We start from the raw sequence: 23235 nt of genomic DNA, 5'->3' as shown, positions 1-23235 counted from the left end.
TTTTTAATCAAGGGCTTGACGGGGCGTGACGAAACTATAAAATGGCGCCCGTCACCAAGACGATGCGGGAATAGCTCAGTTGGTAGAGCACGACCTTGCCAAGGTCGGGGTCGCGAGTTCGAGTCTCGTTTCCCGCTCCAGTTTGTTGACGATGACGCCGCAGTATGCGGCGTCATCGTTTTGAGGCCGGTTGGCAGAGTGGTTATGCAGCGGATTGCAAATCCGTGTACGCCGGTTCGATTCCGACATCGGCCTCCATTAGTAAAGAAACCGCAAGCGCAAGCTTGCGGTTTTTTTATGCCTGGAGTTCGGCACGCACGCCGTTCGTAGTCCCCAGTACCGATAGACAGGTGCCGGCTCGACGCGGCAGCCTGGATCGGGAAACGCAAAGGAACTGTAGCGAGACGTCCTGGACTCATTACATATGAGCTGACCAAGGAGAGCTGCATGTCGGATGCAATGAGTTACTTCGCCATAGCCATTGCGGTAATTGTGGTCGCGCTGGATCTGCTCGCTATCATCAGCGTGTTCAAAAGCGACCGCACGGTTGGCGCCAAGGCGCTGTGGGCGATAGGTATCGCGCTGTTTCCCGTTCTCGGTTTGGTGTTCTGGCTGATCGCGGGTATGCGACGCACTCAGTAGGGCATCAGGTTTAGCCAACTAGAAACGACGCGCTCCATGCTTGCTGGGCTACACGCTGCAGAGCCTCAAAACAGCGGTCACGATGCACCGTTCGGGTTGCACCTCGGCGGGTGGCTGGTTATAGTCCTGCGCCGCGATCGAGCATCGCGCTCACCGTCCTGCCCGGATGGCGAAACTGGTAGACGCAAGGGACTTAAAATCCCTCATCCGAAAGGGTATGCGGGTTCGATTCCCGCTCCGGGCACTAGTAACACCTCAGTTAAAGCGATCTCGGGAAAGTCATTTTCCGCAATATCCGAATCGTTTCCGCATTCGCCCATTCCATCGCCGTGACAGCATGGTCCGTCGACCCAAATGTACGCCTTCTGTGATTACGACAACCGCGTGGTCTAGGCGGTGTGCTGAACAGCGTCGATGAAATGCTCAAGGATCAGGTGATGGCGACGCCCCTTTCGCGTGGCCAGCGCCAGCTTGGTATCGAAGAACAGCCGCCCCGGATTCAGCGGCGCCATCAATCCCTTATCGACCCAGTTCGCCGCGTAGTGGTCTGGCAGAAAGCCGATGTAGCTGCCGGTCAGAATCAGAAATGCAATGCCTTCACGATCGGTCGCTGACGCTGCCAAGTTGAGCTGCTGATGCAGTCCGATTGCTTCGGCAGTCATGCGATAGCTGGGCACCACCGCATCGGCGCAGCTTAGCTCTTCCATGTCGACGTTCGCGGCGCGCACGAACAATGGGTGTTCCCGGCTGCAGTACAGATTCGAGTGTTCTTCGTAGAGCAGGCTGTACTCAAGCCCGGAAAGGGGTGAAACCAGCGGGACTGCCCCGACGTGTAGCCGGCCGTCCAGCAAGCCACGCTCGATGTCGCCGGGTGTGCTCATGCTGATGTTGATCCGTACCCCCACACCCTGAGCACGGACCGCTTTGAGAGCTCGGGTGATGCGCATCTTCGGCTGAGTGACGAGGTTGTTGACAATGCCAATGTTGAGGTCACCGCGGAGCTGCTGGTGTAGTTGGTTGACCTCACTGCGAAAGCCCTCGATGGCCGCCAGCACGGCGTCACCCGCGCGCAACACCTCTCGTCCCTCATCGGTCAGGGCAAACCCGGCCCGACCACGTTGGCACAGGCGCATGCCAAGCCGCTTCTCAAGATCGCTCATGTGCAGGCTGATGGCTGAGCGGCTTATTCCCAGAACGCTCTCAGCAGCGGAAAAGCTGCCGCATTCGACCACAGTGCGGAAAATCCTTAGAAGGCGAAGGTCGAAATCGGCGACCTGGTTAAGCGGAGCTTTCTTGCTCACACGTAAGTAAATCCATATGTTTAGTAAAGAAGATATAGATTTAACTCACCTAACCCGCAGGCACAAGCTGAGTCACGTCCAGCCTAACCAGGGTTCACGTCATGAATCAGCTTCTGCAGTCTCCTTCGAGCATCGCCAAACAACTGAAGCTGGATGCTCACTGGATGCCGTTCTCGGCTAACCGCAACTTTCAACGTGACCCGCGGCTGGTCGTTGGGGCCGAGGGCAGTTGGTTGATCGATGACCAAGGCCGGCGGATTTACGACAGCCTGTCCGGGCTTTGGACCTGCGGGGCGGGACACGCTCGCAAGGAAATCCAAGAGGCAGTTGCCCGTCAACTCGGTACGCTCGATTACGCGCCGGCGTTCCAGTACGGTCATCCGTTGTCCTTCCAACTGGCGGAGAAAATCGCTGAGTTGACCCCCGGGGATTTGGACCATGTGTTCTTCACGGGCTCAGGCTCCGAATGTGCCGATACGGCCGTGAAGATGGCCCGCGCTTACTGGCGCCTGAGGGGACAGCCGGAGAAAGCCAAACTGATTGGTCGGGCACGGGGCTATCACGGCGTCAATATCGCTGGCACCAGCCTGGGTGGCATCGGTGGCAACCGTAAGATGTTCGGACAGTTAATGGATGTCGATCACTTGCTGCATACCTTGCAGCCAGGCATGGCGTTCACGAAGGGCGCGGCCGAAACGGGCGGGGTAGAGCTGGCAAACGAACTGCTCAAACTTATCGAGTTGCACGACGCCTCTAACATCGCTGCTGTCATCGTCGAGCCGATGTCCGGTTCGGCCGGCGTCCTCGTCCCCCCTCAAGGCTATCTCCAACGTCTGCGTGAGATCTGCACCCAGAACAATATCCTGCTCATCTTCGATGAGGTGATCACCGCGTTTGGCCGCCTGGGCAAGTGGACGGGGGCTGAGTATTTCGGTGTTACCCCTGACCTGATGAACGTGGCCAAGCAGATCACTAATGGCGCCATCCCAATGGGTGCGGTTGTTGCCAGCCGCGAGATCTACGAAACGTTCATGCACCAGCCCAGCCCAGAGCATGCGGTCGAGTTTGCCCATGGCTATACCTATTCCGCACATCCGGTTGCATGTGCAGCCGGTTTGGCCACGTTGGAGCTGTTGAAGAAAGACAATCTCGTCGAGCAGTCCGCTGAGCTGGCCCCTCATTTCGAAAAGATGTTGCACAGTTTGAAAGGCGCCAAGCATGTCGTCGACATCCGCAACTGTGGGCTTTCTGGCGCGCTGCAGATCGCGCCCCGTGATGGTGACGCCATTATTCGTCCTTTCGAGGCCGGCATGGCGTTGTGGAAAGCTGGCTTCTATGTCCGCTTCGGTGGCGATACCCTACAGTTCGGCCCAACCTTCAATGCCAAGCCTGAAGAGCTCGACCGCGTATTCGATGCCGTTGGCCAGGCGCTGCAAAACCTCGATTGACTCAGCGCTGGCCCAAGCGTGAGGCTGCGCAGTTCGCGCGCCCGAGCAATGGTTAAGCGGGCACGATCAACGCACCCGCCAAACACGGCTTTTTTTGGTCCCGGTTGGAATATCTACCACCGAGCGTTCTGCTCCGGCCGATTCACTCGTCTTCAATATCAACGATGCATCGTGATCATGGAATTCGGCTGACAGCGCTCCATGCAAAGATCGATGGACCGGGCCTGCGACGACTCATAGAGCTTCATCTCGTCTAGCACCGGCACACCCAGTGCGGCTTCCAGCTCCGCCTGGCTGCCCGTGCTGTTGCAGCGGGCATTGCCGTTGTCGCCCAGGTTCGATTGGAAGATTCCTGCTGCGCTGACGGGCAAAAAGTCCTCATAAACAAGCGGTTCGTAGCTGACATGGCCGGCGTCTATCAATGCCTGCAAGGAGCTAGCGCGCTCGACATGCCGCGCAGCGAGGCCCTGCTCGGTAGGGAAGTAACGGAAGTAAGCCAACTGTTGACGACGCATCTCATCAAGCGAATCGGGGAACGCCTCGAATTGCTCCACAAGCAAGGCTGCATAACGCACGGCATTGCGTTCGGTCGGGGCTTCCCCCAGCTCCGCTCGAGCTGCGTTCAGAAGCCTGTCGTATAGCGCCCGGCCCTTGGGCGTCAACGCCGCTCCGCGCTGCTCGATCTCACCGAAGCGGGCCGTATGGCGTCCTTCCGGACCGTTCTGGTCAGCAAAGGCGACATGCTCTTCCAGCGCCTTGAAACTGGTCTGACGCAAGAGGATCGGGCATTGGCGTCGGGGCGGGCCCTCTACCACGGCTTTGGGGCTCATGCCGCGTGCAGCCATCTCTGCCTGGACCTTATCGATGTCCAGCGTGCGGGGCGTCAGGTGGTTGATATGCGGCCCTTTGAATGCCACCACGTCGGCAATCAAACGGTGCTGATCATGCAGCTTGGTGTATTCGTTGGCGGTAACGGTCGCGTGGGTGTGCCAGCGAAACGTTTCCAGAGCTTCTCTAATGAAGGACGCCGCATCGGCTTTTGTCAGCCCACCGTCACGCTCGGCCCTGGCGATCAGTGCGAGGGCGCCGGGGGTGAATATGCTTCGCTTGGCAAGTATCGACTTAGCCAGTCGTTGTAGGTCGGGATTGTCGATCAGCTCGAGGCGCAGCAGGGAGGTGAATACCCGGAAGGGGCTGGCCTGCAGCGAATCTTCATGCACCGCGCGGAACGCGGTTGAATGTACGGGAACACCCGCAGGGCCAAGATCGTAATAACCCACCGGTTGCATGCCCATTACAGCGAATAGCCGCCGAATGGCCGCCAGCTCTTCAACTGTGCCCACTCGGATGGCGCCATGACGCTCCATGGAAAGTCGTTGGATTTCTCCTGTCTGGGTCAGGTGCTTGCGGACTGAGGGGGATGAGTGCAGCAACTCGTTGTTGGTTTCCGCGACCAGTTCCAGCAACGCCCCGTACAAGGGCACCTCGGTCTGGTACATCTCAGACATGGCGCATGAAAAATGTGCGCGTATTTCATCTGGACTGACGAAGCCAGAATCTTGCATAGGGTGGCTCTCCTGAGGCTCGAGTAACGGTAGGGCTGCGCTGATGGTGCTATGGCTGATCGAATGTGTGGCTGATCGGCGGTCAGCTCAATGTGTCACCTTCGCGAGACACCTGCGTTCTGCAAGTTACGATGGTTAGCCGCCAGCCGGCTCCGTTGAGCCTATACCGAAAGGGACTGAACCGGGCTGCGGTGCACTTACTTTAAGTGGCGAACTCGACCAGTGATCTATGTGCCATCGCACAAAAGCGGCTGACATATGCATATTCAAGCATGGGCAAGGGCAGGGTTTGACACGAGGGTCGTGCTGGGCAGCATCCGTCGTCCGCTGATGGTTGGTCGGTGCTCGCTGGCGGCGGAGCTATGTACGGATCATGCGTTTGGATGACAAGTGGCGGTCCATTCGCCTGAACGCAGACGCTTGTTGATCCTCTTAACCTGTACACAGCAACCAGCAGAGGTGAGCGATGAGCATCGAAAACGAAGATCGGCAACCGCTGGGCGAATCCCGTACCAATACGCGTGCTGAGGGTGACGACGACGGTGTGCTGATCCCGGGCTCCGCGCCGCCGCTGAGCCCGGGGCGCACGGATGTGAATCCAGATGACCAGGCCGGCGTCGACGAGCTGCCTGGCAACGAACCACAGGCTCCGCGTGACCGCACGCATGGCACACCCACCGAGCGCGGGACCCCTGATATCGACCTCGACAAGGCCGAGATGGACGACGCGCCCAACCCGCGCTAGCGCCAGCGGCACCAAGCCCGCATGGGCTGCTGGATCGTTTGTTTGTGCCTTGTCTTGAGCCGCGCCTGGTAGCGAGCCCCCTTGAGATGCGTTGGCGCCTCTCTATTGGGCGCGGAGGGCAAGGCAGCTAGCGCCCGGATCGTATCCGTGCCGATGACGGTGTTATGGGTGCTGCAGGAGTTTTATCAAACCACATCGAGTCCAGATTGCCGATGAAGAATTTCACCACGCAATACAGCGCTATCGCCGGGCTGACAGCTCTATTGGCCGGCTGTAGCGCAATAGAAACAGTGCCGCCTGCGGACGGTGCCGATGAATATGTATTCGCTTGTACCAAAATCGCCGGACAGCCTGGCTGCGAGACGCGAGCGCGAGAGGTCTGTCCGGAGGGTTATGAAACCCTAAGCAGCGAGGAGGATTTCGACCGCAAGGAGCTACGTATTCGCTGCTCGAGCGAAGATGGCGGAGTCTGATCGCCGAGCGACGCTGTGCGGCAGCTGCTCGGCGGAAGCGATGACAGATTTATCCTTCAATGCCGAGCAACTCTTGTGCTTCTCCCAGCACTTCTACCGATTGCTCATGGTCGCCAGCGTTGTGCAGTTTTTCACCTTCGGCACGAAGCTCTTTGACTCGGGTCAGAATCGCCGGATCGCTTGGCGGGTTCGTTTTCAGCTGCTCGTCGATTTTGGCCATGTCCATGGGACATTGCATCGCCCATAGGGGCATGCTGATGAAGGCAGCTGCGATGGATAGGACTATGCGCCGCATGATGTCGGTCTCCTGAGGGGGGTGGCTCCGTCAGTATAGGAGCCAAAGGGGAACCGTGCCGTTTTCGGACGCAAGGTCATATCAGCCAATATAAGCTCGCTGGATAGTTATCGTACAACCACTGGGCTATGATACGGCTTACTTCGCTTCAAAGAGATCGATGTGTCTATGGAAAACCAGAGCGCTCAGCCACGCGTCCGCCGAAAGCACCGCAGTCTTGCGCAGGAACTGGTAGCGGAGCTGTCCCAGCAGATACGCGACGGCGTCATCAAGCGCGGTGACAAGCTACCTACCGAGTCTGCAATCATGCAGGCGCAGGGTGTGAGCAGGACGGTGGTTCGGGAAGCGATTTCACGGTTGCAGGCGTCCGGCCTGGTGGAAACGCGCCATGGCATCGGTACCTTCGTACTCGATACGCCCAGTACCACGGGGCTTCGCATCGATCCGGCAACCATCGGCACGCTACGTGACGTGTTATCGATTCTCGAGCTGCGCATTAGCCTTGAGGTCGAATCGGCCGGGTTGGCAGCCATACGGCGGACACCGGAGCAGCTGGCGGCGATGCGGGCCTTCCTCGACTCGTTGCAGCAGAGTGCAGCGCTCTCCAGCGAGGCTGCTGTCTCGGATTTCCAGTTCCATCTGCAGATCGCCGAGGCGACCGGCAATCGCTACTTCACTGACATCATGAATCACCTGGGCACGGCAATCATTCCGCGGAGCCGGCTCAATTCGGCACGCCTGGCCCATGACGACCAGCCGCACTATCAGCAGCGCCTTGGTCGTGAGCACGAGCAGATCTACGACGCCATCGCCCGTCAGGATGCTGAGTCTGCTCGCGCAGCGATGCGTTTACACCTGACCAACAGTCGCGAGCGTCTTCGTCAAGCCCATGAGGAAGCGGAGACCGACAAGCCCAGCTGACGGTGTCGTCGCGCGGAGCCAACGACGCAAACGCGAGGCTCGCTCCGCTGCTTCACCAGTTCCTCGCCTCAGGGCGAGCGCCCATATCAACTGCAGGGGGCTTGGCGAACGCAGCTACAGTCGGCGGCCGCTGCGCGGTGCATTCCACAGATACCGCGCCTTCAGAGAAACGAACCCCGCCCTAATCAGCGGGGTTCTTCATCGGCCTGAGCCACACAGACCCGAGGCTGCTTTACATCTTTCGTTGGGCTTATTGGCTCTTCAGTCTTGCGGTAGGTCAGCATGACGATACCGAAGATGACGATGACGCCGCCGAGAATCTGGCCAGCGGCAAGCATCTGGTCGAGCACCAGCCATCCCATGATCAGTGTGGCCAGCGGTTCTATATTCATCACAGGCGCGTTGCGCGACATGTTCAGCCGCGGTACCGAAACGAACAGCGTGATGAATCCGGCGCCGTAAAGCCCCACCAGTACAGCCAGGGCAATCCAGCCAGTATCGCTCTGCGGCAATGAAAGGCCGCCAGGCAGCAGCCCGCTAGCCCCGGCAAGGTTGGCGCTGCTGAACACCACGAGCATAGTCAGCATGCTGCGCACCGAACCGCGCACCTGCGAAAGCTTGTGGTCGGTGATCCAAAGCGCCGTGGCAAATACGGTAGCGGCACAGAATGCCAGCGCGACCCCCAGCACCCACTCAGGGCCCACGGCTTCGCTGGAAGAAAGGCGCTCCGGTACCTGAAGGACGAAGATCAGACCGACCAGAATCAGCCCCATCAGCATCGCCGTGCGTGCCGTTGGGCGTGCGCCACCCAACGCCCAGGTCAGCAACGCCAACAGGATCGGGAATACGTTGGCCACCAGCAGCGCCAGTGCAACCGGAACCCGTGCAACGGCGGAATACAGGCAGATGCTTTGAGCCGCGATCAGCAAACCCAGCAGCAATTGCCAGCGCCAGGCACCGGGTGCCAGACGAATACTCTGCCGCTGCCAGAACACCAGCCCGGCAAGCACAATGAGCGTACCGCCCGAGCGCAGCAGGATGGCCAGCAGAACGCCCGCGCCATCATCGAAGGCGACACGGGCAGCGACATGGTTGCCCGCGAAGGCACAGCCGAGGCAGACGAGTATCAGAACCGCGATATGGCGGGGGAAATGAGCAGGGGAGTCGGGCGTAGCGTTAGCGGACATGGCGTTCAATCTGTTCCGAAAAATCAAACGCCAGCCGGCAGGCTGGCGCGATGAAACGATGGGTGGGTGCCCGGCTCGCAGAGGGCCGGGCATGTTGCGTTACAGCACTATGCTCGGCAACCACAGGGAGATTGCCGGGATGTAGGTTACGGCTATCAAAACCAGGAACAGCGCGCCGTAGAAGGGCAGCAGGGCCTTGACGGTGTTCTCGATGGTGACCTTGCCGATGGCTGCCCCCACGAACAGTACGGCGCCCACGGGTGGGGTGATCAGACCGATCCCAAGATTGACCAGCATGATCATGCCGAAATGCACCGGATCGACCCCGATCCCCAAGATCACTGGCATCAGGATAGGCGTCAGGATCAGGATCAATGGCGCCATGTCCATCAGCGTGCCGAGAACCAGCAGCATCATATTGATGCACATCAGGATCACGTAGCGGTTGTCCGATAGCGTCAGGAACATCGTGGTGATCTTCGACGGGATCTGCATCAGCGTCATGATGTAGCCAAAGCTCGCGGCAAAGGCGATCAGGATCATCACGACGGACAGCGTGCGAACGGTCCGGTGGAGCAGCTTGGGCAGCTCGCGCCACTTGTAGTCTCGGTAGATGCACATCGTCACGAAGAACGCCCAGACGACCGCAATCGAGGCGGATTCCGTCGCTGTGAAGATGCCTGACAGGATACCGCCGAGAATGATGACCATGGTCATCAGGCCCCAGAGTGCCTCGACACATATCTTCAGCGCCTGCTTGAGCGGGACGACTTCGCCTTTGGGGTAATTGCGCACCCGCGCGAAGATCAGACACATGGTCATCATCACTGCGCTCAACAACAGCCCTGGACCGATGCCGGCGATAAACAGCGACGAAATCGAGACGGTGCCCCCGGCTGCCAAGGAATACAGCACCGAGTTATGGCTGGGCGGGGTCAGGAGCGCCTGGACGGAACCGCTTACCGTCACCGCCGTGGAGAACTCGCGTGGATAGCCTTTCTTCTCCATTTCGGGGATCAGCACAGAACCCACCGAAGCGGTGTCGGCCAGTGAGGAGCCGGAGATGGCGCCGAAGAACGTGGAGGCCATGATGTTGACCAGAGACAGGCCACCGCGTACGAAACCGACCAGTACGGCAGCGAACGCAACAAGCCGGCGAGACATGCCGCCTTCAGCCATGATCGCCCCGGCCAGCACGAAGAACGGAATCGCCAGCAACGAAAACTTGTTGACGCCGCCGGCGACCTGAATCATCACCGCGTCGAACGGTATATCGATCCACCAGGCGCCAATCAGGGCCGATAGGCCAAGCGCATAGGCTACGGGCATACGAAGGAGGAACAGGACGGCAAAGCTGCCGAGCAGAATCAGCGCATCCATTTACACGGCCTCCTTGCTGTCTTCGACCAGCTCGTAATTAACCGCACGCCGATGGCTCTGGTCACCGAAAACGATTCGCTCGAGCACGAACAGCAATGTAATGGCGCCGCCAATCGGAATTGGGGAATAGGTAATGCCAACACGTAGCGTTGGCAGCGTGCTCATGAACTGATTCCAGGTGGCGATGCACAGCTTCACGCCCCAGATAGCCATAAACAGGCAAATGATGCCCATCAGAATTTGCACAAACAGCTCGACGTGGCGGTGCAGGTGTTCGGGCAGCCGGTCGGTGAACATAGTCACCGCCATATGCGCCCCGGCTCGATAGCTAGCCGCAGCGCCCAAAAATGTGAAGATCACCATCAGCAAAATGGCCACCGGTTCAGGCCAGCCGCCACCGGAGCCCAGCACGTAGCGCGCGAAGATCCCCCAGGGGATGATCATGGACATGACCACAATGGACACCCCCGCGACCCAAACACAGGTCATGTAGATTGCGTCATTGACGCGCAGCAGCGTGTTTTTCATCAGACTTCACCGCAGGCGCGGGCGACGGGTTCAGGCCCGCCGCGCCGCGAGTTTTCAGAGAGAACGAATTACTGGACGGCTTCGATACGCTTGATCAGCTCGGCATAAGGCGCGCCGTACTTCTCGCGGACCGGGGCGGTGGCATCGTAGAAAGGTTTCTTGTCCACTTCGATAAAGGTGACGCCTTCTTCCTTGAGCTTGGCCTCGCTGCTGGCGGTTTTTTCGTCCCACAGCTTGCGCTCTTCGATCTGCGCTTCCTTGGCGTACTTCTTGACGATCTCTTGCTGCTCAGGGGTGAGCTTGTTCCAGGTTGCCTTGGAAATCACGATCGGCTCGGGAAGAATCAGGTGACCGGTCAGCGAGTAGTTCTTCGCGGCCCGGAAATGGTTGTGCTCGAGCATGGTTGGCGGATTGTTCTCGGCGCCATCGACCACGCCGGTCTGCAGGGCGCTGAAGATCTCGCCGGTATTCATCGCCACGCCCTGTGCGCCCATCGCATTCAGGGTGTCGATGAACAAGGGGTTGCCCATCACGCGAATTTTCATGCCCTTGAGGTCTTCAAGGTTGCGCACTGGCTCTTTGGTGTAGAGGTTGCGCACGCCGCCGTCCATCCATGCCAGGCCGACCATGTTGAATTCGGAGTTGGTGATCTTGTCGAGGATCTCCTGGCCGATCTCCCCATCGATGACCTTGCGCATGTGCTCATGATCTCGGAACACGAACGGCATGTTGAAGGCGTTGACGTCGGGAACGACCGGGCCGAGCGTGCCCAGACTGACGCGAGTCATCTGTACGGCACCGAGCTGCACCTGTTCGACGACTTCTTTCTCGGAGCCGAGTACACCGCCCGAGAACATGCGGAACTTCAGCTCGCCGTCGGTGGCTTCTTCTATTTTCTTGCCCATGTTTTCCTGAGCGACGACGGTCGGGTAACCGGCCGGGTGAACCTCGGCGATCTTCAGGGTCATGGCCGCATGTGCCGTGCTGGATAGGCAGAAGGCGAGGGGAAGCGCGGCGATGAGCAACTTGCGTTTGAAGTTCATGTGGATCTCCATCTTGTTGTTGTTGGTATGCAGCGTTGCGAGCGTCAAGGGCGGGCAACTGCGAGCCTGTCCTTGGTGGGTGAAGCGTTAGCGGAAAAAGGGTTCCTCCAGTCCTGCGACGCCGGGTTGCAGGGCGAACACGCCCCCGGCCAGCGGCTGATCGGATAGATCCCCACCTGGGCGAATGGATGTGACGAACAGGGTATCCAGGCCCGGCCCACCGAATGCACACATGGCGGGCTTTTTCACGGGGACCTCGAGGGAGCGGTCGAGACGGCCGTCTGGCGTGAAGCGATGAATCAGGCCGGCGTCGTTGCCGCAGATCCAGTAGCAGCCGTCGACGTCCACCGCGGCGCCATCGGGACGGCCGGGGTGCTGGTTCATATCAACGAACAGGCGGCAGTTGTGAGGGGTGCCGCTGTCGATGTCGTAGTCGAACGTCCAGATGCATTGCACGCTGGGATGCGAGTCGGAGAGGTACATGGTGCGGCCGTCCGGACTGAAGCCCAGCCCGTTGGGAACGATGAGATCGTCCAGACGCGCGCTCAGCGGACCGCTGCTGGTGTCGCCGTCGAGTCGATACAACGCACCGGCCGGAATGCCCGCAGCCATGTCCATCACCATCGTGCCGGCCCAGAAGCGCCCCTGGCGGTCGCAGCGGCCGTCATTGAAGCGCATGTTGTCATGGCTATGTCGAACGTCGGCAAGACGTGTCGAGGAGAGCGTGCCGTCATCCTGAGGAGCGATATCGAAGATCCCATCCTCCATCGCGGCGACCCAGCGATTGCCGTCATCGTCGCGCCGAGCGATACAGGCAACCATCTGATCGCCTGTCCAGCGGGTTACCTTTGCGTCCGCCGACTGCCAGCGTAGCAACTGGCGATTGGGAATATCGACCCAGTACAGCGCTTGCTCATGCGCAACCCAAACCGGGCTCTCTCCGGTTGCGTTTCGCGCGTCGATTATCAGTTCTGCTTGGTTTGCCATGGCGATTCTCTTGTTGTTGTTCGCGGCGTGGCGGGAAGATCAATCGTCGAATGGGCCTGCTTCGCAAAATGCGCCGCCCTGGTAGATCGCAGCCGGATCGTTGGCCGCATAAGGTGGCTGAGCTTCGACTTTGCTGCGGAATACCTCGGAGCTGTCCTTGGGCTCGAAACCCAGGTGCGCCGCCATGTGGTTATCCCACCAGACGTCACGGTTCGCCGACGCGCCGTAGACCACGGTGTGGCCGACATTTGCCGTGAACAACGATCGCTCGATCAGATCGGTCAGGTCGCGATAGCTGAGCCAGGTGGCCATCATTCGACGGTTGAGCGGCTCGGGAAAGGACGAGCCGATGCGGATGCTGACGGTCTCGATGCCATAGCGATCGAAGTAGAAGCTCGCCATGTCCTCGCCATAGGATTTGGACAGGCCGTAGTAGCTATCCGGGCGTCGAGCGACATTGGCGTCGATTTTTTCGGTCTGCTTATAGAAGCCGATCACATGGTTAGAGCTGGCGAAGATAACGCGCTTGATGCCGTGCTGGCGTGCGGCTTCGTAGATATGAAATACACCGCGGATGTTGGCTTCGAGGATTTCTTCGAAGGGCCGTTCGACTGACACTCCGCCAAAGTGTGTAATGGCATCGACGCCTTCGCAGAGTGCATGTACGGCGGCTTTGTCTGACAGGTCGCAGGGCACGACTTCTTCGTGTGGTCCGGCGGCGGGGTCCATCGAGGCGATATCGGAAAGGCGAAGAATGTTGGCGTAAGGGCGAAGCGTTTCGCGTAATACCTTACCCAATCCTCCTGCCGCGCCTGTCAGCAGGAGGCGGTTGAAGGGTGTGGGACTAGTCGTCGTGCTTGTCATGGTAGGTCTGCCCGTCGCTTATTGTTCTTGATGTCATCGGTTGTCATATGACTTGGCTCGATTATTTGCGTCAGCCGGAGAGTTGTCAACCCGCTGACTCAAATCTTCGACCGTGAATGGCCATGCCGGAAACCCATTCTTCGCCGCTTGTTGGGCCTTGGGATAGAGCCACACCCTTTGTTCTCACAAGCGCTTCCCTGAACCTCAGCCGCCACGCTAGTCCCCCACGTAGAGCTTTCACATACCACTAAAGTCGAGGGGCTCCCGCACGCAATCGGTACTGATATGGGGTTCGGCTACTTCTCGACGTTGTATGACGACGTCGAGCGGGCTGCGGAGCTAGTCACAGATGGCTGAGCGAGCCTGAAGGTGCCTGGCGTCCTGCTTGCAGGCGGAACCGACGCGGGGCGTCAGCGTTGGATATCAGGTAAAGCGTGGGACGAGAGGAGCCCCGAAAGATATTGCCGTAGCGAAGAAAAGCGAAACCCCGCCAAGGCTAAGCGGGGCTCGCTGCATCTGACCGCGGTGAAGTACGGCGCTTTACCCATCGACACCCGTTTCGGCGGGCGCCGTGCGTTCAGGCGCCTGCAGCTTGGCCACCGTACCCTTACGTCCGCGTAGTGCACTGAATAGATGCCAGAGCACGGACAGCAGGGCCAGCGCCAGAAAGGCTGCCGAGATCGGGTTGGCGAGGAAACCCATGAAACTGCCATCAGACAACATCAATCCGCGACGTAGATTGGTTTCGGCCATCGGCCCCAGGATGAAACCGATGATGAATGGCGCGGCCGGCATGCCACCTTTGACGAACCCATAGCCGATCAGACCGAACAGCAGAATGGTCCAGACATCGAACAGGCGACTGCTCAGACCAAACGCACCCACCACACACAACACCAGGATGATCGGTAGAAGAATGTGCTTGGGCACCGCCAACAGCTTGATGAAGATCCGTAATCCATAAAACTCCAGAACCAGCATCAGCACCGAAGCCAGGATCAGCGCGGCGAAGATGGTGTAGACCAGCGCACCCTGGCTGATGAACAACAGCGGTCCGGGCTGAATCCCGTGGATCATGAAGCCGCCAAGCAGGATCGCGGTAACGGTGTCGCCAGGAATGCCGAGCGTCATCAGCGGAATCATGGCGCTACCGATGCCGGCGTTGTTGGCAGTTTCGCTGGCAACAACGCCCTCGACCGCTCCCTTACCGAACTGTTCGGGATGCTTGGAGCGCTTCTTGGCGATGATGTAGGACACGATGTTCGAGGTGCCGGCACCTATCCCGGGCAGAATGCCGATCCCAATCCCGATCAGCGCCGAGCGGAACGCGTTGGGGATCTGTCCGAAGAACTCCTTCAGTGAAAAGCCGAAACCCTTGACGTTCTTCATGCTCACCGAGGCAACCTGAGTCTTATGCGCAGAGCGGCCGGTTTCGGCGATCTTGATGACCTCTGCCACCGCGAACATGCCGATCATCACCGTCAACATGGCGAAGCCGCCGTTCAGGTTGGGGGAGTCGAAGGTGAAGCGGCGAATCGCATCGACAGGCGCGATGCCTACAGTGGAAAAGGCAAACCCCAAGGTGCCCGCATAGATGCCCTTGAGCAGAGACCCGGTCGACAGCGTGGCGATCAGCGTCAGCGAGAAGATTGCGATGGCGAAGTATTCATGAGGGCCGAAGCGCAAGGCGACCTTCGCCAGCGAGGGGGCAATGGACAACAGGGCGACGATACTGAAAATGGTGCCTAGGAAAGAGAACACCACACCCACCCCGAGAGCCTTCATGCCCTCGCCCTTGTCCATCATCGGCCCGCCATCGAAGGTGGTGGCGATGGAGGCGGGGGTTCCTGGAATCTTCAGCAGAATTGCCGATATCAAGCCGCCTGATGTGGCGCCGATGAACAGCGCCACCAGCAGCGACAGACCGGCGGCGGGGCCCATCGCGTAGGTCAATGGCAGGCACAGGGCGATGGCCATGGTCGCGGAAAGCCCTGGAACCGCACCGAAGACGATACCGACAGCGACGCCGAGCGTGATCAGGATAAATATGTAGGGGGAGAAGACGGCGCCGAAGCCGGCCTGGAGAAGTTCGAACATGTTCCGTCTCCTAGAATTTCAGAAAGCCAGTCGGGAGCATCAGATCGAAGCCCTGGCGGAAGGTGACGAAAATGACTGCCGATGCCACGACCGAAATCACGATATAGGCGAGGTGGTTGATCTTTTGTTCACGTGGCGTGATCACGATGAACTGCGCATACAGATAAAGCACCGTCATGATCGGGAAGCCGACCTTTTGTAGCAGTGCGACGTAGACGGCAATCAGCCCCAGCGTTTTGAAAACGGTGGGGTAGTCAGGTTTTTTCTCGGAGGGCTCGCTTTCTGCGTCAGGATCGGCTGCGGGCTGTGTCGCCTTCGTCGCAGTGAGCAGTTGTAATGCGCCCAGCAGGCACAGCCCGACGGATAAAACGTAGGGTACGGTCGAAGCGTCGATAAAGCCTTTTCGCGGAAGATTGATGGTCAGGAACAGGTAGAACAGGCCAGCACCCAGCATCAGGGCTCCGACGAGTAACTCCTTTCTCTTATAGGCATCCATGGGGCGGATCTCGTCTAGAAGGGAAGGCTGCCGGGCGCGATTGCGCCCGGCATGACGTTGCGGTGTCTATTAGCGCTGGCGCAGCTCATCCTTGTATTGCATGAACTCCTCGCGGGTCTTCTGCAGGCGCTCGATGGAGGGCTCGGTGCCGAAGTAGCTCACCGGTTGCTTGAAGGTTTTGCGCAGTTCCTCGGAGTACTCCGGCATCTCGGTGATCTGCTTCACGATGCCAGCCATCTTTTCGATGATCGCCGGATCGGTGCCGTCCGGGAACGCCACGATGTACGGCTTCTCCATGACGAAATCGACGCCTTGTTCCTTGAACGTCGGCACGTCGCCAAGCAGCGGGTTGCGCTCTTCGTTGGGTTGGCCCAGAGCAACCATTTCACCGCTGGTCACGTAGTCCTGTACCGATCCATAGCTGATCGCGGCCAGATCGATACGGTTGCCCAGCAAAGCGACGACTTTTTCCGACACCGTGCCGGCATCGACCATCTTCAGCTTGGTATCGGTCAGGCCTTCAAACATCAGCCCCTGCAGGTGCGAATAGCTGCCCATCTCGGTGCCATAGGTAACGCTGCTGGGTTCAGCCTTGGATTTTGAAATCAGGTCTTCCAGCGATTTCAGGCCCGAGCTTTTCGACGCGACAAACACGGTGCCCTTGTCGACACCCGCGATGCAGCAAATATCGAAGGCATCCAGGCTGTCTTCGGTCAGGCCAGCCACCTCGTTGACGATCATCTGCCCGGTATGGGTGAAAAGGATGGTGTTGCCATCCGGATCGGCCTGCTTGACCTGCTCGGCAGCCAAGGTGCCGCCGCCACCGGCAACGTTGGTAATGACCATCGCTTCGCCAGTGATCTTGGTGAAGTACTTGGCCATGGTGCGTGCATTGAAGTCGGTGTCGCCGCCGGCATTAGCAATGACCACGACCTGTACCGGACGAGTGGGCCACTCGGTTTCGGCGGCATAGGCACCGCTGACGGCGGTTGCCAATACGGCGGAAACAAGGGAGGCGCTGATAGCTTTTTTCATTGTTGGGTCTCTCCGATGGTTGGGTTGCGGCGCTTTGTTTGTCTTGTTTTTTTTGAGGTTACTGACGCCCCAGGCTTGGTTGCTTGGGATCGTATTTCCAGCCAGGCACCAGGTACTGCATGGCCATGGCATCGTCACGGGCACCAGTGGCGACTTTGTTGTAGAGCTCGTGCGCGGCCATGATCCGGTCCATGTCCGGTTCGATACCCAGGCCCGGTTTGTCTGGCACTTGAACCTCACCGCCAGCGATCTGCAGCGGTTCGCAAGTCAGGCGCTCTTGGCCTTCCTGCCAGATCCAGTGGGTGTCGATCGCCGTGATGTTGCCGGGCGCAGCTGCAGCGGCATGGGTAAACATCGCCAGCGATACGTCGAAGTGATTATTGGAATGCGAGCCCCAGGTCAGGCCGAACTGCTCGCACATCTGAGCCAGCCTCACCGAGCCCTGCATGGTCCAGAAATGAGGGTCAGCCAGCGGAATGTCGACCGCTTCGAGACGCAGCGAATGCCCCATCTGCCGCCAGTCAGTGGCGACCATGTTGGTCGCGGTGGGAATGCCGGTGGCACGCTTGAATTCGGCCATGATCTCGCGGCCCGAGTAGCCGTTTTCCGGACCGCAGGGATCTTCGGCGTAGGACAGGATGTGCCCCTGGCCCTTGCACAGCCTGATGGCCTCGTCCAGTGACCAGGCTCCGTTGGGGTCCAAGGTCACGCGGGAATCTGGGAAGCGCGCCTTGATGCCGGCGATTGCCTGCATTTCTTCGTCGCCTCGCATGACTCCCCCCTTGAGTTTGAAATCTTTAAAGCCGTAGCGCGCCGTCGCCGCCTCGGCCAGACGCACAATCGACTCCGGGGTTATCGCCTGCTGGTGGCGCAGGTGATACCAGTCATCCGCCGACCCGGTACCAGCCAGGTAGGGCAGGTCAGTGCGGGTGCGGTCACCTATATAGAAGAGGTACGCCAGCATCGGCACGCTGTTGCGCTGCTGACCGCTGCCGAGCAGTTCCGCAACCGGCACGTCAAGATGCTGGCCGAGCAGATCGAGAAGGGCTGCTTCAACCGCGGTAATGACATTGTCCAGTCGCAGGTTGATCTCGTGCGGCTGCTTCAATACGGCGGCCTCTGCGTCTGAGGTCACTTGATGCTGTGTAGTCTGCGGGCCGCTGGCAGAACCGCCAGCGATGGCGTGACGCAACGCATTCAGCACCCGGTTGTATCGACCGATCGGCTGCCCAATGACCAGTCCCTTGGTGCGCTCGAGCGCCTGACGGATGCCTTCGCCACCCGGAACCTCGCCCATACCCGTACGGCCGGCGCTGTCCTTGAGAATCACCAGATTTCGGGTGAAGTACGGAGCATGAGCACCACACAGGTTCAACAGCATGCTGTCGTAACCTGCTACCGGAATGACCTGCATCTCGGTTACTGCCGGGGTCACCATCTTTGCGTCTAGCATCTGCTGTGTAGCTCCTGCTTATTGTTGTGAGCGAGATTTGATAAGGCGTAGCTCATGGGCAGGGCTGTCGAGGCTTTTCTTTCACGCATGCGGCGATGATTCGAAGAAGGCGGACAGCCGTGGTTTATCGAATCCTGGCGTCGAGGGCGATGCGCTCTGTAGGGCATGGGCGCCGCGGTGTAATACTGGTCTAGCCGCGGAGAACGCTGATCAGGCACAGCGTGTCTGCCACGGGAAGTGCTTCGGTGCGGAGGAGGGCAGTGCCAGGAGATGCAGGAAAGTGCGGAAAAATTCATGGCTTTTTGAGCTCTGCTTGTTGTTCGTCATACGTTGTCGTATGACGTGATTGATTTTCTAGCAGCGCGACGGATAGATGTCAAATGATTGAGCATCGTTGCCATGGCTTCGGGTAAGGCATGGGTTCGCCAAGTTCACTAATCGGCGAACGGCCATCTTGTCCTACCAGCAGGCGCACACGCCGAGGCGGCAAGCAATGCGAATACGAAGGCAAAAATCTTCAACAAACAGGTGGCATCCGCTGTAGTTGTACGATAACGTATCTCAAGGCTGAAGCCCTACCTCCTACCGATAGCTTCACAGGATGCTCAAACAATGAATCCACAAGAACTGAAGGCCATCCTTTCCTCAGGTCTGCTGTCTTTCCCGGTTACCGACTTTGACCAGCAAGGCGACTTCAACCGTGCCGGGTATGTCAAGCGACTGGAATGGCTGGCGCCCTATGGCGCAACGGCCCTTTTCGCTGCTGGCGGCACTGGCGAATTTTTTTCGCTGACGCCCCAGGAATATCCGGATGTCATCAAGACGGCAGTCGATACCTGCGCGGGCCAGGTTCCGATTCTCGCCGGCGTTGGCGGCTCGACTCGTCAGGCTATTGCCTACGCCCAGGAAGCCGAGCGCCTGGGTGCGAAGGGGCTGCTACTGCTGCCGCATTACCTGACCGAAGCCAGTCAGGAGGGGGTTGCCCGCCACGTCGAAGAAGTGTGCAAATCAGTCGACATTGGCGTGGTGGTCTACAACCGCAACGTCTGCCGCCTGACCGCGCCGCTGCTAGAGCAACTGGCCGAGCGTTGCCCGAACCTGATCGGTTACAAGGATGGTCTGGGCGACATCGAGCTGATGGTCTCTATCCGCCGCCGTCTGGGTGATCGCCTGACCTACCTTGGTGGCTTGCCTACCGCAGAGGTTTACGCGGCGGCCTACAAGGCCCTCGGCGTACCGGTCTACTCCTCGGCGGTATTCAATTTCGTTCCCAAAATGGCGATGGATTTCTATCGCGCTATTGCGCGCGACGACCATGAGACGGTCGGCAGGCTGATCGACGATTTCTTCCTTCCCTATCTGGATATTCGTAACCGTTGCAAAGGCTATGCGGTCAGTATCGTCAAGGCAGGTGCCAAGATCTCCGGTTACGATGCCGGGCCTGTGCGTGCACCGCTGACCGACCTGCGCCCGGACGAGTACAAGGCACTCGCCGCGCTGATCGAGAAGCAGGGCGCCCAATAACGGTACGCCCGACCTATCACTCGCCCCACCCGCCCAACAGAGGCGCCCGACATCATCATTGCCAGGCGCCAGCGGCGGACCTCACGAAGGAGAGCGTTACGTGGCAGACATAAAACGTTATGACAATTACATTGATGGTCAATGGGTAGCTGGCAAGAACTATCAAGCCAATATCAATCCTTCCGACCTGTCGGACGTGATCGGTGAATATGCCCAGGCGGATGCCGCGCAGGTTGAAACCGCCATCGCCGCCGCCCGAAAGGCATTCCCCGTCTGGTCGACATCCGGCATTCAGGCCCGCGCCGATGCGCTGGAGAAAGTTGGCCTCGAAATCCTGGCACGTCGCGAGGAACTCGGCACGCTTCTGGCTCGCGAAGAAGGCAAGACACTTCCCGAAGCCATCGGTGAAGTAGCTCGCGCCGGCAACATCTTCAAGTACTTCGCCGGTGAATGCCTGCGCCAGGCCGGCGAAACGCTGCAGTCGGTTCGTCCAGGTGTCAGCGTTGAAGTGACTCGCGAGCCGCTGGGCGTAATCGGCCTGATCACTCCGTGGAACTTCCCGATCGCCATTCCCGCCTGGAAGATCGCACCGGCGCTGGCCTACGGCAATTGCGTGGTCATCAAGCCCGCTGATCTGGTGCCCGGTTGCGCCTGGGCGATTGCTGAAATCATTTCGCGCTCCGGCTTCCCGGCTGGCGTGTTCAACCTGGTGATGGGTAAGGGCCGCGAAGTCGGCGAAGCCATCGTCAGCGATAAGCGCGTCGATGGCGTCAGCTTCACCGGTTCGGTAGGCGTCGGTCGTGGCATTGCTGCGACTTGCGTAGGCCGTCAGGCCAAGGTTCAGCTGGAGATGGGTGGCAAGAATCCACAGATCATCCTCGACGACGCCGACCTCAACACCGCTGTCGAACTGGCCACCCAGAGCGCCTTTTATTCGACCGGCCAACGCTGCACTGCCTCCAGCCGCATCATTGTGACCGAAGGGATTTACGACCGCTTCGTCGAAGCCATGGTCGAGCGCATCAAGAAGATCAAGGTCGGCTCGGCACTGGAGAAGGGCGTCGACGTCGGCCCCGTGGTGTCCCAGGCCCAGCTCGAGCAGGACCTGCGTTACATCGAGATTGGCAAGGAAGAGGGCGCACGTCTGGCATGTGGTGGCGAGCGTATCAGCTGCGGCACCGAAGGCTACTTCCTCGCGCCGACGTTGTTCGTCGATAGCAAGCCTGACATGCGCATCAGCCGCGAAGAGATCTTCGGGCCGGTGGCTAACGTGGTGAAGGTCAAGGACTACGATGAAGCGCTTGCGATGGCCAACGACACCGAGTTCGGATTGTCCGCGGGCATCTGCACCACCTCGCTGAAGTACGCCAATCACTTCAAGCGTCATTCCCAGGCAGGCATGGTGATGGTCAACCTGCCGACCGCAGGCGTGGATTACCACGTGCCGTTCGGTGGTCGCAAAGGCTCGTCCTACGGCCCACGCGAGCAGGGTCGCTACGCCCAGGAGTTCTACACCACGGTGAAGACCACCTACATCGGCTGATAGCCGGTGCGCTCGAGCGGTGCGATCCGGTGAACCCAGCCGGATCGCGCCGTTGGGCAACGAGCAAAGTTTTTCCGCAACGTCGGACCATAAGAACAATAGAGAGACGCGTATGAACAACCCAGTGCATCAAGGCGCGCCGGTCGTCACCGAGCTTCAGGTGGTTCCGGTCGCTGGTCAGGACAGTATGCTGCTCAATCTGAGTGGCGCCCATGGTCCGTATTTCACCCGCAACATCCTCATTCTCAAGGACAGCGCCGGCAACACGGGTGTCGGCGAAGTCCCCGGTGGCGAGGCGATTCGCCAGACCCTGGAAGATGCTCGCAGCATTCTTGTCGGGCAATCGGTAGGCAACTTCAACGGCTTGCTGAACCAGGCGCGCAAGGCCTTCGCTGATCGCGATGTCGGTGGTCGCGGCTTGCAAACCTTCGATTTGCGCATCGCCATCCATGCCATCACCGCATTGGAATCGGCATTGCTCGACCTGCTGGGTCAGCACCTTGGCGTGCCGGTTGCCGCACTGCTTGGCGATGGCCAACAGCGCGATGAGGTCGAGATGCTGGGCTATTTGTTCTACATCGCTGACCGCAATAAGACCGACCTCGGCTACCGCGATGAATCGGACGCCAGCGACGCTTGGTTCCGCGTACGTAACGACGAAGCGCTGACGCCGGAAACCGTGGTGCGCCAAGCCGAAGCGGCCTATGAGCGTTACGGCTTCAAGGATTTCAAACTCAAGGGCGGCGTACTGCCGGGCAGCCAAGAGGTGAACGCCATCCGCGCGTTGGCCGAGCGCTTCCCCGATGCGCGCATCACGCTCGATCCCAACGGTGCCTGGTCGCTGGCCGAAGCGATCGACCTGTGCAAGGACCTGCATGGCGTGCTGGCCTATGCCGAGGATCCCTGCGGCGCCGAGAACGGCTATTCCGGCCGCGAGGTGATGGCCGAGTTCCGCCGTGCCACAGGATTGCCGACCGCGACCAATATGATCGCCACTGATTGGCGGCAGATGGGCCACACGATCCAACTGCAGTCGGTGGACATTCCGCTGGCCGACCCGCATTTCTGGACCATGAGCGGTTCAGTACGCGTGGCGCAGATGTGCAACGACTGGGGTCTGACCTGGGGCTCGCATTCAAACAACCACTTCGATATCTCCCTGGCGATGTTCACCCACGTGGCTGCGGCCGCACCGGGCAAGATCACCGCCATCGACACCCACTGGATCTGGCAGGACGGCCAGTACCTGACCCGCGAACCGCTGCAGATTGTCGGCGGCAAAGTGGCCGTGCCGGCGAAGGCCGGGCTCGGTGTGGAGCTGGATCGGGATGCGCTGCAGAAGGCCCACGAGCTGTATCTGGAGAAAGGCCTGGGCGCGCGCGACGACGCCATCGCCATGCAGTACCTGATCCCGGATTGGAAATTCAACAACAAGCGGCCATGCATGGTGCGTTGAGCCGCGTCTTTGTAGGAGCAAGCTTGCTCGCGAACGATCCCAAGGCCACCTCGTAGCCGAGACGCCATTCGCGACCAAGGTCGCTCCTACAGGGTTATGCGGCACCGCTTTTTCGTAGGAGCGAGCTTGCTCGCGATATGCCACAAGACTGCCTCGTAGCCGAGACGTTATTCGCGACCAAGGTCGCTCCTACAGGGTTATGCAGCACCGCTTTTGTAGGAGCAAGCTTGCTCGCGGAGGAAAGCCAGTCGC

Annotated in this window: 21 protein-coding genes and 3 tRNA genes; 11 read left to right on the top strand and 13 right to left on the bottom strand. The window is 59.5% G+C overall.

Annotation, left to right across the window (positions count from 1 at the left end):
• The first annotated feature begins 64 nt into the window (after positions 1-64).
• The 4 genes from H3028_RS11860 to H3028_RS11845 all read left to right on the top strand — a co-directional run bounded on the left by H3028_RS11860 (position 65) and on the right by H3028_RS11845 (position 886).
• Positions 65-140, top strand: a tRNA-Gly gene (locus tag H3028_RS11860).
• A gap of 44 nt (positions 141-184) precedes the next feature.
• Positions 185-258 (top strand) — tRNA-Cys (locus H3028_RS11855).
• A 189-nt stretch (positions 259-447) separates the two neighbouring features.
• Positions 448-642, top strand: coding sequence for a PLD nuclease N-terminal domain-containing protein (locus H3028_RS11850; RefSeq protein ID WP_181297216.1), 195 nt, complete (start codon positions 448-450; stop codon positions 640-642).
• Positions 643-802: 160 nt separating this feature from the next.
• Positions 803-886 (top strand) — tRNA-Leu (locus tag H3028_RS11845).
• Positions 887-1031: 145 nt separating this feature from the next.
• Here the strand turns inward: H3028_RS11845 and H3028_RS11840 are convergent.
• Positions 1032-1943 carry a LysR family transcriptional regulator gene (locus tag H3028_RS11840; RefSeq protein ID WP_181297215.1) on the bottom strand — a complete coding sequence of 304 codons (912 nt, stop codon included), beginning with the start codon at positions 1941-1943 and terminating at the stop codon, positions 1032-1034.
• Positions 1944-2044: 101 nt separating this feature from the next.
• Between H3028_RS11840 and H3028_RS11835 the strand changes: the two genes are divergently transcribed.
• A complete protein-coding gene (locus H3028_RS11835; RefSeq protein ID WP_181297214.1) occupies positions 2045-3391 on the top strand; it encodes an aspartate aminotransferase family protein in 1347 nt (448 codons plus the stop codon).
• A gap of 158 nt (positions 3392-3549) precedes the next feature.
• Here the strand turns inward: H3028_RS11835 and H3028_RS11830 are convergent, their stop codons facing one another.
• On the bottom strand, positions 3550-4956 hold the full coding sequence (locus tag H3028_RS11830) for a VOC family protein (protein WP_181297213.1): 1407 nt from the start codon (positions 4954-4956) through the stop codon (positions 3550-3552).
• Between the two features lie 466 nt (positions 4957-5422).
• Here H3028_RS11830 and H3028_RS11825 point away from each other — a divergent pair, with 466 nt between their 5' ends.
• Positions 5423-5701, top strand: a complete 279-nt coding sequence (locus H3028_RS11825) for a hypothetical protein (RefSeq protein WP_181297212.1) — start codon at positions 5423-5425, stop codon at positions 5699-5701.
• A gap of 212 nt (positions 5702-5913) precedes the next feature.
• Positions 5914-6174, top strand: a complete 261-nt coding sequence (locus tag H3028_RS11820; RefSeq protein WP_181297211.1) for a hypothetical protein — start codon at positions 5914-5916, stop codon at positions 6172-6174.
• 49 nt (positions 6175-6223) lie between these two features.
• Here the strand turns inward: H3028_RS11820 and H3028_RS11815 are convergent, their stop codons facing one another.
• The gene (locus H3028_RS11815) at positions 6224-6469 is read right to left on the bottom strand and encodes a hypothetical protein (RefSeq protein ID WP_181297210.1); all 246 of its coding nucleotides are present in this window, start codon (positions 6467-6469) and stop codon (positions 6224-6226) included.
• A 168-nt stretch (positions 6470-6637) separates the two neighbouring features.
• Between H3028_RS11815 and H3028_RS11810 the strand changes: the two genes are divergently transcribed.
• Complete coding sequence (locus H3028_RS11810; RefSeq protein ID WP_181297484.1) at positions 6638-7390, top strand: FadR/GntR family transcriptional regulator; 753 nt, start codon at positions 6638-6640, stop codon at positions 7388-7390.
• Between the two features lie 185 nt (positions 7391-7575).
• On the opposite strand, the gene H3028_RS11805 is transcribed toward H3028_RS11810, so the two are convergent.
• The 10 genes from H3028_RS11805 to H3028_RS11760 all read right to left on the bottom strand — a co-directional run bounded on the left by H3028_RS11805 (position 7576) and on the right by H3028_RS11760 (position 18460).
• Positions 7576-8577, bottom strand: a complete 1002-nt coding sequence (locus tag H3028_RS11805; protein ID WP_181297209.1) for a DMT family transporter — start codon at positions 8575-8577, stop codon at positions 7576-7578.
• Positions 8578-8676: 99 nt separating this feature from the next.
• A complete protein-coding gene (locus H3028_RS11800; protein WP_181297208.1) occupies positions 8677-9957 on the bottom strand; it encodes a TRAP transporter large permease in 1281 nt (426 codons plus the stop codon).
• Positions 9958-10485, bottom strand: coding sequence for a TRAP transporter small permease (locus H3028_RS11795; RefSeq protein ID WP_181297207.1), 528 nt, complete (start codon positions 10483-10485; stop codon positions 9958-9960). It lies immediately after the preceding gene.
• Between the two features lie 68 nt (positions 10486-10553).
• Positions 10554-11528: a TRAP transporter substrate-binding protein gene (locus H3028_RS11790; RefSeq protein WP_168424451.1), complete on the bottom strand. Its 975-nt coding sequence runs from the start codon at positions 11526-11528 to the stop codon at positions 10554-10556.
• Between the two features lie 87 nt (positions 11529-11615).
• Entirely contained in the window at positions 11616-12515 is a 900-nt protein-coding gene (locus tag H3028_RS11785) for an SMP-30/gluconolactonase/LRE family protein (RefSeq protein WP_181297206.1), read from the bottom strand.
• A 39-nt stretch (positions 12516-12554) separates the two neighbouring features.
• Positions 12555-13379, bottom strand: a complete 825-nt coding sequence (locus tag H3028_RS11780) for an NAD(P)-dependent oxidoreductase (RefSeq protein WP_181297205.1) — start codon at positions 13377-13379, stop codon at positions 12555-12557.
• 540 nt (positions 13380-13919) lie between these two features.
• Positions 13920-15476: a tripartite tricarboxylate transporter permease gene (locus tag H3028_RS11775; RefSeq protein WP_181297204.1), complete on the bottom strand. Its 1557-nt coding sequence runs from the start codon at positions 15474-15476 to the stop codon at positions 13920-13922.
• 10 nt (positions 15477-15486) lie between these two features.
• On the bottom strand, positions 15487-15972 hold the full coding sequence (locus H3028_RS11770) for a tripartite tricarboxylate transporter TctB family protein (protein ID WP_181297203.1): 486 nt from the start codon (positions 15970-15972) through the stop codon (positions 15487-15489).
• Positions 15973-16041: 69 nt separating this feature from the next.
• Positions 16042-17007, bottom strand: a complete 966-nt coding sequence (locus tag H3028_RS11765) for a tripartite tricarboxylate transporter substrate binding protein (RefSeq protein WP_181297202.1) — start codon at positions 17005-17007, stop codon at positions 16042-16044.
• Positions 17008-17065: 58 nt separating this feature from the next.
• Positions 17066-18460, bottom strand: a complete 1395-nt coding sequence (locus tag H3028_RS11760) for an enolase C-terminal domain-like protein (protein WP_181297201.1) — start codon at positions 18458-18460, stop codon at positions 17066-17068.
• A gap of 612 nt (positions 18461-19072) precedes the next feature.
• Here H3028_RS11760 and kdgD point away from each other — a divergent pair.
• The 3 genes from kdgD to gudD all read left to right on the top strand — a co-directional run bounded on the left by kdgD (position 19073) and on the right by gudD (position 22983).
• Entirely contained in the window at positions 19073-19984 is a 912-nt protein-coding gene (gene kdgD / locus H3028_RS11755; protein WP_181297200.1) for a 5-dehydro-4-deoxyglucarate dehydratase, read from the top strand.
• A 100-nt stretch (positions 19985-20084) separates the two neighbouring features.
• Positions 20085-21527: an aldehyde dehydrogenase family protein gene (locus tag H3028_RS11750; protein ID WP_181297199.1), complete on the top strand. Its 1443-nt coding sequence runs from the start codon at positions 20085-20087 to the stop codon at positions 21525-21527.
• A 112-nt stretch (positions 21528-21639) separates the two neighbouring features.
• Positions 21640-22983, top strand: a complete 1344-nt coding sequence (gene gudD, locus H3028_RS11745; protein ID WP_181297198.1) for a glucarate dehydratase — start codon at positions 21640-21642, stop codon at positions 22981-22983.
• The last annotated feature ends 252 nt before the right edge of the window (positions 22984-23235 follow it).

Origin of the sequence: Pseudomonas sp. Q2-TVG4-2, from assembly GCF_013620795.1 — a bacterium.
Taxonomy (GTDB): Bacteria; Pseudomonadota; Gammaproteobacteria; order Pseudomonadales; family Pseudomonadaceae; genus Stutzerimonas.
The sequence above is the reverse complement of the archived record's forward strand: the minus strand, read 5'-3'. Positions and strand labels throughout refer to the sequence as shown.